The organism is Streptomyces sp. NPDC039609 (genome assembly GCF_055596705.1).
This window is the reverse complement of record NZ_JBVIUJ010000006.1, coordinates 200,387-216,200: the sequence shown is the minus strand read 5'-3', so window position 1 is coordinate 216,200 and position 15,814 is coordinate 200,387. Positions and strand designations below refer to the sequence as shown.

At 70.7% G+C, this 15,814-nt stretch carries 14 protein-coding genes; 12 read left to right on the top strand and 2 right to left on the bottom strand.

Going from position 1 to position 15,814, the window contains the following annotated elements:
* Positions 1–178: 178 nt before the first annotated feature.
* The 8 genes from ltnD (at position 179) to ACZ561_RS19190 (ending at position 8,891) form a co-directional block, all read left to right on the top strand.
* Complete coding sequence (ltnD, locus tag ACZ561_RS19225; protein ID WP_470996359.1) at positions 179–1,093, top strand: L-threonate dehydrogenase; 915 nt, start codon at positions 179–181, stop codon at positions 1,091–1,093.
* Between the two features lies 1 nt (position 1,094).
* Complete coding sequence (otnK, locus tag ACZ561_RS19220; protein WP_470996356.1) at positions 1,095–2,378, top strand: 3-oxo-tetronate kinase; 1,284 nt, start codon at positions 1,095–1,097, stop codon at positions 2,376–2,378.
* Positions 2,375–3,196 carry a class II aldolase/adducin family protein gene (locus tag ACZ561_RS19215; RefSeq protein ID WP_470996354.1) on the top strand — a complete coding sequence of 274 codons (822 nt, stop codon included), beginning with the start codon at positions 2,375–2,377 and terminating at the stop codon, positions 3,194–3,196. Before otnK ends, ACZ561_RS19215 begins: the two co-directional genes overlap by 4 nt.
* A gap of 54 nt (positions 3,197–3,250) precedes the next feature.
* Positions 3,251–4,558 (top strand): MFS transporter, encoded by a 1,308-nt coding sequence (locus ACZ561_RS19210; protein ID WP_470996351.1) that lies wholly within the window; start codon positions 3,251–3,253, stop codon positions 4,556–4,558.
* A 78-nt stretch (positions 4,559–4,636) separates the two neighbouring features.
* Positions 4,637–5,476 carry a 2-oxo-tetronate isomerase gene (otnI, locus tag ACZ561_RS19205; RefSeq protein ID WP_470996348.1) on the top strand — a complete coding sequence of 280 codons (840 nt, stop codon included), beginning with the start codon at positions 4,637–4,639 and terminating at the stop codon, positions 5,474–5,476.
* Positions 5,473–6,519: a D-erythronate dehydrogenase gene (gene denD / locus ACZ561_RS19200; RefSeq protein ID WP_470996346.1), complete on the top strand. Its 1,047-nt coding sequence runs from the start codon at positions 5,473–5,475 to the stop codon at positions 6,517–6,519. Before otnI ends, denD begins: the two co-directional genes overlap by 4 nt.
* A 10-nt stretch (positions 6,520–6,529) precedes the next feature.
* Complete coding sequence (locus tag ACZ561_RS19195; protein ID WP_470996345.1) at positions 6,530–7,288, top strand: FadR/GntR family transcriptional regulator; 759 nt, start codon at positions 6,530–6,532, stop codon at positions 7,286–7,288.
* 160 nt (positions 7,289–7,448) lie between these two features.
* On the top strand, positions 7,449–8,891 hold the full coding sequence (locus ACZ561_RS19190; protein WP_470996342.1) for a GuaB1 family IMP dehydrogenase-related protein: 1,443 nt from the start codon (positions 7,449–7,451) through the stop codon (positions 8,889–8,891).
* Positions 8,892–8,954: 63 nt separating this feature from the next.
* Here ACZ561_RS19190 and ACZ561_RS19185 read toward each other — a convergent pair whose 3' ends face one another.
* Complete coding sequence (locus ACZ561_RS19185) at positions 8,955–9,953, bottom strand: GDSL-type esterase/lipase family protein (RefSeq protein ID WP_470996339.1); 999 nt, start codon at positions 9,951–9,953, stop codon at positions 8,955–8,957.
* Between the two features lie 355 nt (positions 9,954–10,308).
* Between ACZ561_RS19185 and ACZ561_RS19180 the strand changes: the two genes are divergently transcribed.
* Complete coding sequence (locus tag ACZ561_RS19180; protein ID WP_470996336.1) at positions 10,309–11,790, top strand: amino acid permease; 1,482 nt, start codon at positions 10,309–10,311, stop codon at positions 11,788–11,790.
* A 10-nt stretch (positions 11,791–11,800) separates the two neighbouring features.
* On the top strand, positions 11,801–12,256 hold the full coding sequence (locus ACZ561_RS19175; protein WP_015032260.1) for an Lrp/AsnC family transcriptional regulator: 456 nt from the start codon (positions 11,801–11,803) through the stop codon (positions 12,254–12,256).
* Positions 12,257–12,317: 61 nt separating this feature from the next.
* Here the strand turns inward: ACZ561_RS19175 and ACZ561_RS19170 are convergent, their stop codons facing one another.
* Complete coding sequence (locus ACZ561_RS19170) at positions 12,318–12,863, bottom strand: Repetin (RefSeq protein ID WP_470996333.1); 546 nt, start codon at positions 12,861–12,863, stop codon at positions 12,318–12,320.
* Positions 12,864–13,140: 277 nt separating this feature from the next.
* Between ACZ561_RS19170 and ACZ561_RS19165 the strand changes: the two genes are divergently transcribed.
* A complete protein-coding gene (locus ACZ561_RS19165) occupies positions 13,141–13,947 on the top strand; it encodes a carbon-nitrogen hydrolase family protein (protein ID WP_470996331.1) in 807 nt (268 codons plus the stop codon).
* A 63-nt stretch (positions 13,948–14,010) separates the two neighbouring features.
* Positions 14,011–15,708 carry a flavin monoamine oxidase family protein gene (locus ACZ561_RS19160; protein ID WP_470996329.1) on the top strand — a complete coding sequence of 566 codons (1,698 nt, stop codon included), beginning with the start codon at positions 14,011–14,013 and terminating at the stop codon, positions 15,706–15,708.
* Positions 15,709–15,814: the final 106 nt, after the last annotated feature.

Below are 15,814 nucleotides of genomic sequence, written 5' to 3'. Positions count from 1 at the left end.
GGACCTCGGCGGCGGTACGCCTCTGACAGGCGTACCGCCGCTTTCTGCGTTGCGCAGCGCGCAATCCGATGCAATGTGACGGGCCTCACAGTGGACTGCCCAACATCCTCAGGTCATCATATGACCCGATCACCTTCTGAGTTCGCGCTCCGGAGGCACAGCGAGACGAGGTAGGGGCATGAACGACCAGGACAGGCCGACACGTCCGCGTGTTGGCGTGGTGGGACTCGGGGCCATGGGCCTGGGGATGGCCCGCAGTCTGCGGGCTGCCGGGCATGACGTCGCGGTCCACGACCTGCGGCCGGACGTGGCCGAAGACTTCGCCCGGGACGGTGGGACGGCCTACGCCACCACCGGCGAGCTGGCGGCCGCCGTGGACGTCCTGGTCGGCGTCGTCGTCAACGCGGCGCAGGTCGAGTCCGTGCTGTTCGGCGCCGACGGGGCGGCCGACCGGCTGCGCCCGGGCGCCGTCTTCGTGATGTGCTCCACCGTCGACCCCGGCTGGTCCGAGGAGCTCGAGGGGCGCCTCGCCGAGCAGGGCGTGCTCTACCTGGACGCCCCCATCTCCGGCGGCGCCGCCCGTGCCGCCGTCGGCGAACTCACCATGATGACCTCCGGCTCGGCCGCGGCGTACGAGCTCGCCGACCCGTTCCTGGACGCCATGAGCGGCACCGTCTACCGCCTGGGCGACCGCGCCGGACTCGGCTCGAAGGTCAAGATCGTGAACCAGCTCCTGGCCGGTGTGCACATCGCCGCCGCGGCCGAAGCGATGGCCCTCGGCATCAAGGCCGGCGTCCCGGCCGAGGCACTCTACGAGGTCATCACGCACAGCGCGGGCAACTCGTGGATGTTCGAGAACCGCATGGCCCACGTCCTCGCCGGCGACTACACGCCGCTGTCTGCGGTCGACATCTTCGTCAAGGACCTCGGGCTCGTCCTCGACGCCGCCCGTCCCGAGCGGTTCCCGCTCCCGCTCGCCGCCACGGCGCACCAGATGTTCCTGCAGGCGTCGGCGGCCGGGTTCGGCCGCGAGGACGACAGCGCGGTCATCAAGATCTTCCCGGGTGTCGACCTGCCGAAGGCCGAGGGCTGACATGAGCATCCGACTCGGCTGCATCGCCGACGACTTCACCGGCGCCACGGACCTGGCCAACAACCTGGTGCGCGCGGGGATGCGCGTCGTCCAGCTGATCGACGTACCGCCCGCCGGAACCGGCCTCGACATGGACGCCGACGCCGTCGTCATCGCCCTCAAGTCGCGGACCGTCCCGGCCGCCGAGGCCGTCGACGCCTCGCTGCGGGCGCTCGCCTGGCTCCGCTCCGCCGGCGCCGAGCAGATCTACTTCAAGTACTGCTCCACCTTCGACTCGACGCCGGCCGGCAACATCGGGCCGGTCACCGAGGCTCTGATGAAAGCGCTCGGCACCGACTTCACCATCGCCACCCCGGCCTTCCCCGACAACGGACGCACGGTCTTCAAGGGGCATCTCTTCGTCGGAGACGTCCTGCTCGCCGAGAGCGGCATGCGGAACCACCCGCTCACGCCGATGACCGACTCCAACCTGGTCTCCGTACTCGGCGCCCAGACGACCCGGCCGGTCGGCCTCATCGACCACACGGTCGTCGCCGACGGTGCCGAGGCGATCCGGTCCCGCATCGCCGAGCTGCGTGCGAACGGCGTCGCCATGGCGATCGTCGACGCCGTCTCCAACGACGACCTCGTGCGCATGGGTGCGGCGGTCCAGGGGCTGCCGCTGGTCACCGCCGGGTCCGGGCTCGCGATCGGCCTGCCCGCGAATTGGGGCTTCCTGCCGTCGCCCGCCGCCGCCCAGCTCCCGCCGGCGGCCGGACATCGGGCCATCGTCTCCGGATCGGTCTCCGAGGCCACCAATGGCCAGGTCCTGGAGTTCCTGAAGAGCGGCCGCCCCGCGTTCAGCGTGGACCCCCTGCGGATCGCGGCCGGGGAGGACGTCGCCGGGCAGGCGCTGGCCTTCGCCGAGGCGCACCTGGCCGACGGACCGGTCCTCGTCTACTCGACCGAGGCCCCCGACACAGTCCGTACCGTGCAGGGCCGCCTCGGCGCCGCCGAGGCGGGGGAGCTCGTCGAGCGCACGCTGGCCCGGGTCGCCCGGGGGCTCGTGGAGCGCGGTGTCCGCCGCCTCGTCGTCGCGGGCGGCGAGACCTCCGGAGCGGTCGTCCAGGCGCTCGGTCTCACCGGGCTGCGCATCGGACCGCAGATCGACCCCGGCGTGCCGTGGTGCGCGGCGGCCCTCCCCGCCGGGGACACGCTCCACATCACCCTGAAGTCCGGCAACTTCGGCGGCCCGGGCTTCTTCACCGACGCCTTCGCCCTCCTGGACGCGGAGGCCGCCGCGTGACCGGGCTCCGTAACGGCGCCGCGGACCTCCGCAAGAGCGCCGCGGACCACGCGAACAGCGCCGCGGGCAACATGAACAGCGCTGCGGGCCTCCCGGACGGCGCCGCGGGCCTCCCGGACGGCGCCGCGGACGACGCGAACAGCGCCGCGGGCCTCCCGGACGGCGCCGTGGGCGCGGCGCGTGCCGAGATCGTCCGAGTGGGCACGAGCCTGTTCGCCCGCGGCTACGTCCACGCCAGCGCCGGCAACATCAGCGCCCGGGTCGGCGAGGGCCATCTGATCACCCCCACCGACGCCGCCCTCGGATTCCTCGAACCCGACCGGCTCGCCCTGGTCGACGCCGACGGCGAGCAGGTAGCGGGTGACCGCGCCAGCAAGACGCTGACGCTCCACCGGCGCATCTACGAGGCCGACCCCACGGCCCGCTTCGTCCTCCACACCCACTCCACGCATCTGGTCGGGCTCACCCTGGCCGGCGTGTGGAGCCAGGACGACGTGCTCCCGCCTCTCACCCCGTACTACGTGATGAAGGTCGGGCACGTTCCGCTCATCCCCTACCACCGGCCCGGCGACCCGCGCGTGGCCGACCTGGTGGCGGCCGCGATCGCCGACCGCGCCGCTCGCGCCACCCCGATCAGGGCCGTGCTCCTCGACCGACTGGGCCCCGTGGTCTGGGGTCCGGACGCCGCCACCGCCCTCGCCGTCCTCGAAGAACTCGAGGAGACGGCACGCCTCTGGCTCCTGACCGACCGTCGCCCTGAGCCACTCCCCGATCACGCGATCGACGAACTGAGGTCCACGTTCCGAGCAGCGTGGTGACCAGCGCTCCACCCCGTCAGAGAATCCCCTGAGCCGCTTACGAAGGATTCCGTCATGTCCACATCCGCGACGACGGCAGAGGCCCCCGACCTCGCCCGCGAGAACGCCGTCTTCCGCAAGGTCGTGCGCCGCATCGTCCCCTTCCTCATCCTCTGCTACGTCTTCTCCTATCTGGACCGCGTCAACGTCGGCTTCGCGAAGCTGCAGATGTCCGAGGACCTCGGGTTCAGTGAGGCGGCCTACGGCCTCGGCGCCGGCCTGTTCTTCATCGGCTACTTCCTCTTCGAGGTGCCGTCGAACCTGATGCTGCAGCGCATCGGTGCCCGCACCTGGATCGCCCGCATCATGATCACCTGGGGCGTGGTCTCCGCGGGGTTCATGTTCGTCTCGAACGAGACGACGTTCTACGTGCTCCGCTTCCTGCTCGGCGCCGCCGAGGCAGGGTTCTACCCCGGCGTGATCCTCTACTGCACGTACTGGTTCCCCTCGCACCGCCGTGCCCGGGTCATCGCCCTGTTCATGTCGGCCATCCCCGTCGCCGGCATCTTCGGCAACCCGCTGTCCGGCTGGATCATGGACCGCTTCCAGGGTGTCAACGGCTGGCAGGGCTGGCAGTGGATGTTCCTCCTGGAGGCCCTCCCCGCGCTCGCCATCGGTGTGGCCTGCCTGTTCTACCTCGACAACGGCGTCCGCGACGCCAAGTGGCTCAGCGAGGAGGAGAAGGACATCGTCGAGCGGGCGATAGCCGAGGACTCCGCCCGGAAGTCGGTGCACGGCCGGGTCCTCGACGCCTTCAGTGAGCCCAAGGTGTGGCTGATGTGCCTCATCTACTTCTGCTTCGTGATGGGCCAGTACGCGCTGACCTTCTGGATGCCCACCTTCGTCCAGTCGACCGGCATCAAGGGCAACCTCGCGATCGGCGTGCTCAGTGCGGTGCCGTTCCTCGCCGCGCTCGTCGCGATGAACCTCTTCGGCCGCTCGGCGGACAAGCGCCGCGAGCGCCGCTGGCACCTGGTGATCCCGAGCCTCATGGGCGCCGTCGGCTTCTCGCTCGCTGCCGGCTGGTCGGGGTCCACCGTGCTGTCCCTGGTGGCGCTCTCCTTCGCCGCGGCCGGTGTGCTGACCTGTGCCCCGCTCTTCTGGTCGCTTCCCACCGCGTTCCTCGGCGGCACCGCCGCCGCGGCCGGTCTCGCCGTGATCAACTCGGTGGGCAACCTCGCCGGCTTCGTCAGCCCGTACATGATCGGCGCGCTCAAGGACGCCACCGGCTCCACCTCGATCCCCATGTACGTCCTGGCGCTCAGCCTCGTCGTCGGCGCCGTCGCGGTGCTGACCACGAACAAGCAGGTCGTCAACCGCTGACGGGCCGCGCCCGTCCCACCGGCCGGATCCGGACCACCGCTCAGGACCGGATCCGGCCCTTCCCCCACAGGAGTCACCATGCCGAGGTTCGCCGCGAACCTGTCCATGATGTACACCGAGCACGACTTCCTCGACCGCTTCTCCGCGGCCTCGGCGGATGGCTTCCAGGCTGTCGAGTACCTCTTCCCGTATGCCTTCGACGCGACCGAACTCCGTCGCCGCCTCGACGACCACGGCCTGCGCCAGGTGCTCTTCAACGCGCCCCCGGGAGACTGGGACGGCGGCGAGCGCGGAACGGCCGCCCTCCCCGGCCGCGAGAAGGAGACGCTCGACGGGATCGACCGGGCGCTGGAGTACGCGGCGGCGTTGGACTGCCCCCGCGTCCACGTGATGGCCGGACTCGTCCGTCCCGACGCGCCCCCGGCCGAGCTCGCCGCACACCGCGACTCCTATCTGGCCACCCTCGCCCGCGCCGCGGAGCGGGCTGCCGCGGCGGGCGTCGACATCCTGATCGAGCCGATCAACAGCCGTGACATGCCGGGCTACTTCCTGAGCCGGCAGGCCGACGCGCACGCCGTGGTGCGGGAGGTCGGCGCGCCGAACCTCAAGGTCCAACTGGACCTCTACCACTGCCAGATCGTCGAGGGCGACCTCACCACCACCCTGCGCCGCGACCTGCCCACCGGCCGGGTCGGCCATCTGCAGATCGCCGGCGTCCCGGACCGCCACGAGCCCGACGAGGGCGAACTCGACATCCGCCATCTGTTCGGCGTCATCGACGAGTCGGGCTTCGACGGATGGATCGGCTGCGAGTACGTCCCGCGCGCCGGCACGAGCGAGGGGCTCGGCTGGCTGAAGAGGCACCACCACGACGAGAACCACCAGAACCACCAGAACCACCGAGGAGACAACGCATGAGGATCGTCATCACGGGTGGCTTCGGCTTCCTCGGTCGGCAGGTCGCCCGCGCCCTGCTCGACGCACGGACGTTCCGCGGTACGCCCCTCGAGCGGCTGGTGCTCGCCGACCGGTTCGTGCCCGACGCCTCGCCGGAGGCGGCCGACCCGCTCGTCGACGTCGTGCGGGGCGACCTGACCGACGGCCTCGACGAGCTGTTCGCCAAGCCGGTCGACGTGGTCGTGCACCTGGCCTCCGCCGTCTCCGCCGAGTGCGAGGCCGACTTCGACCTCGGCATGAGCGCCAACGTCGACACCACCCGCGCCCTGCTCGAAGCCGCCCGCGCCCAGTCGGCCGCCGGCGGCCCGACGGCCGTCGTGGTGTTCTCCAGCAGCGTCGCCGTCTACGGCTCCGATCCGGCATTGCCGCTGCCTCCGGTGGTCTCCGAGTCGACCCTGCCCACCCCCCGGTCCAGCTACGGCATCCAAAAGTTCGTCTGCGAGCAGCTGGTCGCGGAGTACACCCGTCGCGGCTACGTCGACGGCCGCGTCACCCGTCTGATGACCGTGTCCGTCCGGCCGGGCAAGCCGAACGCGGCCGCCTCGGGCTTTCTCTCCGGCATCGTCCGCGAGCCGCTCGCGGGCCTTCCGGCGATCTGCCCGGTCGACCCGGAGCTGCGGGTCGCCCTGGCCTCGCCGCGCCGCACGGTCGAGGGCATCCTCCGCGTCGCCCAGGCCGAGCGCGGTACGGGGCCGGGCCGACTCGAGGGCAACCTGCCGGTCAACCTGCCCGCGCTCACGGTCACGGTCGCCGAGATGCTGGCCACGCTGCGCCGGGAGGCCGGTGACGCCGTCGCCGACCTGGTGACGATCGCCCCCGACCCGGCCGTCCGGAGCATCGTGGGCTCGTGGCCCGCCGCCTTCGACAACACCCGCGCCGCGGCGCTCGGTCTGGAGCCCGACCCCGACTTCGCGGCCGTGGTACGGGACTACGTCGCCGACCACGCCGATGCGATCGCTCCCGCGGTACCGGCCGGACCGGGCGACGGGGCTCCGCGCCGATAGACTGATGACCATGTTTTCCAAGGTGAGCGGTCCGGTCCGGCTCGCGGACCGCGTAGCGGCGGTGCTCTCGGAAGAGATCGAGTCCGGGCGTATCGCCGAGGGCGACAAGCTGCCGACCGAGGTCGAGCTGGTCAAGCAGCTCGGCGTCAGCCGCACGGTGGTGCGCGAGGCCGTCTCCAGGCTCCGCAACGCCGGCCTCGTCGAACCGCGCCAGGGCCTCGGTGTGTTCGTCCTGCCGCGCCGCACCCGGCCGCTCGACCTGGAATCCGAGGCCGCCGCGACCAAGTCCAAGGTGCTCCAGATCGTGGAGGTGCGCCGCGCCATGGAGGGCGAGGCGGCCGCGCTCGCGGCCGCCCGGGCGACACCGGCCGACATCGCCCGCATGCGCGCGGCGCTCGACGCGATCGACGCCGCCGTCGCGGCCGGCGGCGACGGTGTGGACGAGGACCTCTCCTTCCACCAGTCCATCGCCGAGTCGACCGGCAACGCCGTGATGGTCTCCACGGTGCGGTACCTCGGCGAGGTGGCGCGCAGCGGCATCCGGATCACGCGGGCGAACGAGGCGCGCCGGGACGACTTCATCGAGGACGTCCGCCAGGAGCACCACGCGATCCTGGCCGCCGTCGAGTCCGGTGACGCCGAGGCGGCCCGGGACGCCGCGCTGCGCCACATGAAGCACGCGGCCACTCGACTGCAGGACGCGGACGACCGTTTCTGGACGGAGACCGAGGACGTCGACGTGGTGGCCCTGGACAGCACGGCGCCCTGACGGGACCGCCGCATTCGTGCGATCCCACAAGGTCGGCCCCGCAAGCCTCGGATGAAACGCCCGGGTCTGGTATTCGTACAGGCGTGGGACAATGAACTACGTGCTTTTTCCCCTGGCTGAAATGCCTAGGGGCCGATCCGAACGACTGGGATGTCAGCACGTGCGTTTCCTCAATGACGTCAAGCCGCCCTACGACCTGACGTATGACGATGTCTTCATGGTGCCGAGCCGCTCGGCCGTGGGTTCCCGCCAGGCCGTGGACCTCGCCTCGCCGGACGGTTCCGGTACGACGATCCCGCTGGTCGTCGCCAACATGACCGCGATCGCCGGCCGCCGTATGGCCGAGACCGTCGCCCGCCGCGGTGGCCTCGTCGTCATCCCCCAGGACATTCCGATCGAGGTCGTCACCGACGTCATCTCGTGGGTGAAGAGCCGCCACCACGTCCTGGACACCCCCATTGTCCTGGAGCCCCACCAGACCGTCGCCGACGCGCTCTCGCTGCTGCCCAAGCGGTCGCACGACGCCGGTGTCGTCGTCGACGCGGAGCGTCGTCCGGTCGGTGTCGTCACCGACGCGGACCTGTCCGGCGTGGACCGCTTCACCCAGCTCTCCGAGGTCATGTCGAAGGACCTGCTGCTCCTCGACGCCGACATCGAGCCGCGCGACGCCTTCAACACGCTCGACCACGCCAACCGCCGCTACGCCCCGGCCGTGGACAAGGACGGCCGTCTGGTCGGCATCCTGACCCGCAAGGGCGCGCTCCGCGCGACTCTGTACAGCCCGGCCACGGACGCGAACGGCAAGCTGCGCATCGCCGCCGCCGTCGGCATCAACGGCGACTTCGTGGGCAAGGCCAAGCTGCTCCTCGACGCGGGCGTCGACACGCTCGTCATCGACACGGCGCACGGCCACCAGGAGTCGATGATCTCCGCGATCAAGGCCGTCCGCGCCCTCGACCCGCAGGTTCCGATCGTGGCCGGCAACATCGTCGCGGCCGAGGGTGTGCGCGACCTCATCGAGGCCGGCGCGGACATCATCAAGGTCGGTGTGGGCCCCGGCGCCATGTGCACCACGCGCATGATGACCGGTGTCGGCCGGCCGCAGTTCTCCGCCGTCCTGGAGTGCGCCGCCGAGGCGAAGAAGTACGGCAAGCACGTCTGGGCCGACGGTGGCGTCCGGCACCCGCGCGACGTCGCCATGGCGCTCGCCGCCGGCGCGTCCAACGTCATGATCGGCTCGTGGTTCGCCGGGACGTACGAGTCCCCGGGCGACCTCCAGCACACCGCCGACGGGCGTCCGTACAAGGAGTCCTTCGGCATGGCCTCGGCCCGCGCCGTGCAGAACCGCACGAGCGAGGAGTCGGCCTACGACCGCGCCCGCAAGGGTCTCTTCGAGGAGGGCATCTCGACCTCCCGGATGTTCCTCGACCCGGCCCGCCCGGGCGTCGAGGACCTGATCGACTCGATCATCGCGGGCGTCCGCTCCTCCTGCACCTACGCGGGCGCGGCCTCGCTGGCCGAGTTCGAGGAGAAGGCCGTGGTCGGCATCCAGAGCGCCGCCGGTTACGCCGAGGGCAAGCCGCTGCACGCCAGCTGGAGCTAGTCGGTTCTCCGCAGCAGGGCCCCGCGAGACGTCTCGCGGGGCCCTGCTCCGTATCCGGGCCCGTCACGTGCCTCGGGTACGTACGTGAGGGCGCAGCGCGTCCGCGACCGCCGCCGCCATCCGCGCATGGCCCCGGTCGTTGGGGTGCAGCCCGTCCGCCAGGTCCTCGGGGTCGAGCAGGGAGCGCCCGGAGAGCACCAGGAGCCGCCTGTCGCCCTCCTCCGCCAGGTCGCGGCCCGCGTGCTCCATCGCCGTGCGCAGGTCCTCCAGCGTGGCGCCCAGGACGTTGGGAGTGGCCTCGGCCTCCGGGCGCAGCACGGGGGAGAGGATCAGCAGCGGGGCGTCGGGGTGGCCGCTGCGCACGAGACCGACGTAGGCGCGAACCGTCTCGTACAGCCAGCCCGCGGAACAGGGCGCTCTGGACCAGCAGTTGGTGCCGAAGGCAAGCGTGACGAACTCGCCCTGGAGGCTCGCGAGCTGCTCGGCGAGGGGCAGTTCGCCGCGCGCCCCGCCCGCGAAGCCGAGGTTGACCGTGTCCAGGCCGAGTGCCCGCCCTGCCGTCGCGGGCCAGGAGTGGGCGGGCCGGGTCGACCACCAGCCCTCGGTGATCGAGTCGCCGTGCACGAGCCAGCGCGGCTGCCGAGGGGCAGGGGAGAGGGAGCCGTCGCTCGCCCGGAGGCCGAGCACGACCGGCGCCTGGCTCTCCGGCAGATGGACCGCGAACGTCCCTCCGTCGGGCGGGAGTTCGAGCGTGACGGTGGCCTCCTCCGCGGGTGCGGTGAAGCTCTCGCCCACGCACCGGCCGTCCCGCCATAGCGCGAAGCAGTGCCGCAGGGCCCGCATCGCGTCCCCCGTGCCCGGAACAGCAGCGCGATAGCGCAGCTCGACCGCCCGGGTGCCGGGCTCGGCCGCGAACTCGACCCGTACACCGATGGGCAACGCGGCCCGCTCGGCGGTGTCCCAGGGCAGCCGGGCGAGGTCGGCGGGGTCGGCGCGGACCGCACGGCCGCCGTCCAGCCAGGCCGTGCCGCGCAGATAGGGAGTGGGGTCCAGCCAGCCCACCGAAGCCTCCGATCGAGGTGACGCAGCGGGCTCGCAGAGTCGGTCATCCGGCACAAGGAGTCAATGCGCATGCCGTGTGTGCTTCACACCCCGCTTATCGCCCCAATGTGCCGATTCATGCGAGGGGGCGCAATGTTTCCCCGTCCGGGCCCCAAGTGCGCAATGATCATCTGCCAGTGCGCAACAACCCTGCATTACGAGCGCGAAGCATGGGGGCTTAGGCTCATGCCTCGTACCAGGAGTGGCGGCGACCGCCTGCTCGGCGGTTCCCCCTTCCCTCGCGGGCTCTTTTGTCATGCCCGCGTACCGCCGTGGTCGTCGCATTTCGACAGGCAGCGATCAAGGAGCCTTCGCAGTGCTGGATCAAGGCACGGCCTCACCGGCCACCGAGCCGACCGTCCCCAAGAGCTCAGGGCTCTCCGCCCTGACGCGGCGCAAGCCGGTAGAACGCCTGGTCGCCGAGGGTGGCCAGGGCGAGGGCGGTTCGCTCCGGCGCTCACTCTCGATGTGGCAGCTGACCATGATCAGCATCGGTGCCACGCTCGGCACCGGCATCTTCGTCGTTCTCGGCGACGCCGTTCCGAAGGCTGGCCCGGCCGTCACGGTCGCCTTCGTCATCGCCGGTCTCACGGCTCTCTTCTCCGCGCTCTCGTACGCCGAGCTGGCGGGCTCCATACCGGTCGCCGGCTCCTCCTACTCGTATGCGTACGCAACGATGGGTGAACTCGTCGCCTGGATCTGCGGCTGGTGCCTGGTCCTCGAGTACGGCGTGTCCGTCGCCGCCGTCGCAGTCGGCTGGGGCGAGTACCTCAACGAGCTGCTCGACGGCACGATCGGTGTCACCATCCCCGACGTGCTCTCCTCGGCCCCCGGCGAGGGTGGCTTCGTCAACCTGCCGGGTCTGATCGTCGTCCTGCTCGCGATGGTCTTCCTGCTCGGCGGCGCCCGCGAGTCGGCGCTCGTCAACACCGTCATGGTGTTCGTGAAGATCGCCGCTCTGGTGCTCTTCTGCGCCATCGGCTTCATGGGCTTCAAGTCCGGCAACTACGCAGACTTCATGCCGCTCGGCATGGCCGGCGTCAGCGCCGCGGGCGCGAGCCTCTTCTTCTCGTACATCGGCTTCGACGCCGCCTCCACCGCCGGTGAGGAGGCGAAGGACCCGAAGCGCGACCTGCCCCGCGCGATCATGCTCTCGCTGCTCATCGTCACGGTCCTCTACGTCCTGGTCGCGGCCGTCGCCGTCGGCGCGTGGAACTGGAAGGAGTTCGAGGGCTCCGAGGCCTCGCTCGCCGCGATCATGAACGACGTCAGCGGCCAGAAGTTCTGGGGCACCCTGCTCGCCGCCGGCGCCGTCATCTCGATCGCCAGCGTTGTGCTGACCGTCCTCTACGGCCAGACCCGTGTGCTCTTCGCGATGTCCCGCGACGGCCTCGTGCCGAAGGTCTTCGGCAAGGTCAGCGGCAAGACCGGCACCCCGCGCGTGAACACCGTCATCGTGTCGCTGTTCTGCGCCGCCCTCGCCTCGGTCATCCCGCTGGGCAAGCTCGTCGACGCCACCAGCATCGGCACCCTGTTCGCCTTCGCCCTGGTCAACATCGCGGTGATCGTGCTGCGCCGCTCCCGCCCGACCATGGACCGCACCTTCCGTGTGCCGCTCGGCTGGACCTTCCCGATCCTGGGCTTCGTGTTCTGCGTGTACAACATGTTCAGCCTGGACTCGATCACCTGGGTGGTCTTCGGTTGCTGGATGGCCGCGGGCCTCGTGTTCTACTTCCTGTACGGCATGCGCCGCTCCCGCCTGGCCACCGACATCGTGGCCACCGACGCAGAGAAGTGATCCACCCGTAGTGCGACTCAACGACCTCGACGAACGCATCGTCCACGCCCTCGCGGAGGACGCCCGTCGCTCCTACGCCGACATCGGTTCCCTCGTCGGACTCTCCGCGCCCGCCGTCAAGCGGCGCGTGGACCGGCTGCGGGCCGAGGGCGCCATCACCGGCTTCACCGTACGGGTGGACCCGGCGGCGCTCGGCTGGGAGACCGAGGGGTTCGTCGAGATCTACTGTCGCCACAACACCTCGCCGGACGACATCCGGCGAGGTCTGGAGCGCTACCCCGAGGTGGTGTCCGCGTCGACCGTCACCGGCGACGCGGACGCCGTCGTCCAGGTCTTCGCCTCCGACATGCGCCACTTCGAGCGCGTCCTGGAGCGGATCGCGGGCGAGCCGTTCGTGGAGCGCACCAAGTCCGTCCTGGTCCTGTCGCCGCTGCTGCGGCGCTTCTCCTCGGGCTCGCCCGCGTAGCCCTGACGGGCGGCGGGTTCGAAGGGCGGTGCGGGCCGTGGTTCCCGCACCGCCCTTCGGGCTACTCGGTCGGATACTCCAGCTGCCAGGGCAGCACCTTGAAGTCGCCCGTGCCGGCCTTCGTCTTCTCGAACGGCGCCGGGCTGTGGCACGGGGGCACGTCGCCCCGCTCCGGATCCTGGGTCAGCCAGCTGTAGCCCAGGCGGTCGTGCTTGCCCAGGTCGTGCACGGAGACGCCGATGCGCCGGTCCTCGAACTCCTTCACATCGGTTTCGACGACCCTGCCCGTTACGGTGGCCACCTTCCCGCCCGTGGCCAGGCAGTCGACCTTCACCACGGCGTAGCCGCCCCAGTCCCCTTTGTAGTGGCTGAACCGGAAGGTGCCGGTCGCCGCCTCCGGGTTCATGTTGTCCTTCGCCGCGAGATGGGCGTCGAAGGAGAAGGTGATGTCGTCGCTCGCCACCCGGTAGATCTTGGCGCTGCCGGTCAGCGCGGCTGCCTCCCGGTTGCCACCCCGGCCGTCCCCCGAGGCGACGGCGGAGCCCGCGGCCCCCGCGGTGATCATCAGAGCGGCGGCGAAGGCGGCGATCTTCGTACGGCGGTTCATGACTTCTCGGTCCTTTCGGCAGGTCAACCGGACAGCCACCACTCTTCCGTCAGGCCCGCCCCAGGACGTCGCGCCACAGAACGGTCCTCCCCCCGCCGCGCGGCGGGGGAGCCGTACGACCCTCGTAGGAGCCCCGCGCAACGAATCGCCGCCCCGGCCGGAGATCGCGCAACGGTTCGACGGTCGGTCCGCAACGGTCGCGCCTTGTCCCGGTCGAGCCCGGAACCGTACCGTTTTTGACGTCTTCCCCTGTGCTTCGGACCCCTGAGGATCGCCCATGCCCGCGCTGCGCACCGCCCTGCTCCAGAGCTCCGGTGAGCTCGGTGACGTGGCCGCCAATCTGAAGATCCTCGACGAGGCCGCCGCCCGCGCGGCCGAGGCCGGAGCAGGGCTGCTGCTCGCCCCCGAGCTGTTCCTGACCGGCTACGCGATCGGCGCCGGCATGGCGCGCCTGGCCGAGCCGGCCGACGGCCCCTCCGCGCGCGCCGTCGCGGCCCTCGCCTCCCGACACGGCCTGGCCATCGGCTACGGGTACCCGGAGCGCGACACCGAGCAGCACGGCGTCCTCTACAACGCGGCCCAGCTCATCGGTGCCGACGGCGCCACGCTCGCGCGCTACCGCAAGACCCACCTCTTCGGTGACTTCGAGCACCACTGGTTCACCCCCGGCGAGGACGCCGTCGTCCAGGCGGAGCTCGGCGGCCTCACGGTCGGCCTGATGATCTGCTACGACGTCGAGTTCCCCGAGAACGTACGGGCGCAGGCCCTGGCCGGTACGGACCTCCTCCTCGTGCCGACCGCGTTGATGCACCCCGCCGAGGTCGTCCCCGAGTCCGTCGTCCCCGTGCGCGCCTTCGAGAACCAGATCTACATCGCGTACGCCAACCGGACGGGCCCCGAGGGCGACTTCGAGTTCGTCGGCCTCTCCACGCTCGCCGCCCCGGACGGCACCGCCCGGGTCCGCGCCGGCCGAGGCGAGGATCTCGTCATCGGCGATGTGGACCCCGCCCTGCTCGCCGCCTCCCGCAAGGACAACCCGTACCTCCGCGACCGGCGTCCTGGCCTATACGGCTCCCTTGTCTGAGCCGTCCTCTTCCTCCCGTACTTCCCCGCTTTCCCCGCTTTCCCCGCAAGGAGTCCGTACCCCATGACGTCCACGGTGCCCACGACCGCCGTCCCGCACAGCGACGGCCAGCCGCCGATCACCATGTTCGGTCCGGACTTCCCGTACGCCTACGACGACTTCCTGGCCCACCCGGCCGGTCTGGGGCAGATACCGGCGACCGAGCACGGCACCGAGGTCGCCGTCATCGGCGGCGGGCTCTCCGGCATCATCGCCGCCTACGAGCTGATGAAGATGGGCCTCAAGCCCGTCGTCTACGAGGCCGACAAGATCGGCGGCCGACTGCGCACCGTCGGCTTCGAGGGCACCGGTACCGAGGGTCTTACGGCGGAGATGGGTGCCATGCGCTTCCCGCCCTCCTCCACCGCGTTCCAGCACTACATCGACCTGGTGGGCCTGGAGACGCAGCCCTTCCCGAACCCGCTGGCCGAGTCCACCCCGTCGACCGTCGTCGACCTCAAGGGCGAGTCGCACTACGCGCAGACCGTCGACGACCTCCCGCAGGTCTACCGCGACGTGATGAACGCGTGGAATGCCTGCCTCGACGAGGGCGCCGACTTCTCCGACATGAACCAGGCCATGCGTGAGCGCGACGTCCCGCGCATCCGCGAGATCTGGTCCAAGCTCGTCGAGAAGCTCGACAACCAGACCTTCTACGGCTTCCTGTGCGAGTCGGAGTCCTTCAAGTCCTTCCGACACCGCGAGATCTTCGGCCAGGTCGGCTTCGGCACCGGCGGCTGGGACACCGACTTCCCCAACTCCATCCTGGAGATCCTCCGCGTCGTCTACACCGAGGCCGACGACCACCACCGTGGCATCGTGGGCGGCTCGCAGCAGCTCCCGCTGCGCCTGTGGGAGCGCGAGCCGGAGAAGATCGTCCACTGGGCGCAGGGCACCTCTCTGAAGTCCCTGCACGAGGGTGACCCGAAGCCGGCCGTGACCCGGCTGAACCGCACCGCAGGGAACCGGATCACCGTCACCGACGCCTCCGGCGACATCCGCACGTACCAGGCGGCGATCTTCACCGCCCAGTCCTGGATGCTGCTGTCCAAGATCGCCTGTGACGACTCGCTCTTCCCGATCGACCACTGGACGGCGATCGAGCGCACCCACTACATGGAGAGCTCCAAGCTCTTCGTGCCCGTGGACCGGCCGTTCTGGCTGGACAAGGACGAGGAGACCGGCCGCGACGTCATGTCGATGACGCTGACCGACCGGATGACCCGCGGCACCTACCTCCTGGACGACGGCCCGGACAAGCCCGCCACGATCTGCCTCTCGTACACCTGGTGCGACGACAGCCTGAAGTGGCTGCCGCTGTCCGCGAACGAGCGGATGGAGGTCATGCTGAAGTCGCTCGGGGAGATCTACCCGAAGGTCGACATCCGGAAGCACATCATCGGCAACCCGGTGACGGTCTCGTGGGAGAACGAGCCCTACTTCATGGGCGCGTTCAAGGCGAACCTGCCGGGCCACTACCGCTACCAGCGCCGCCTGTTCACCCACTTCATGCAGGACCGGCTGCCGGAGGACAAGCGGGGCATCTTCCTCGCGGGCGACGACATCTCCTGGACGGCCGGCTGGGCCGAGGGCGCCGTGCAGACCGCGCTCAACGCGGTGTGGGGCGTGATGCACCACTTCGGCGGCTCGACCGATGCCACCAACCCGGGCCCGGGCGACGTGTACGACGAGATCGCCCCGGTGGAGCTCCCGGAGGACTGATCCCGGCGTACCGACCCCTGAGCAGACGCAGACCGGCCCCCGTGGAACTTCCCGGGGGCCGCTGCCGTTGGGGGAGTGGGGCGGACAGCACCGGTGTGCGAGCGGC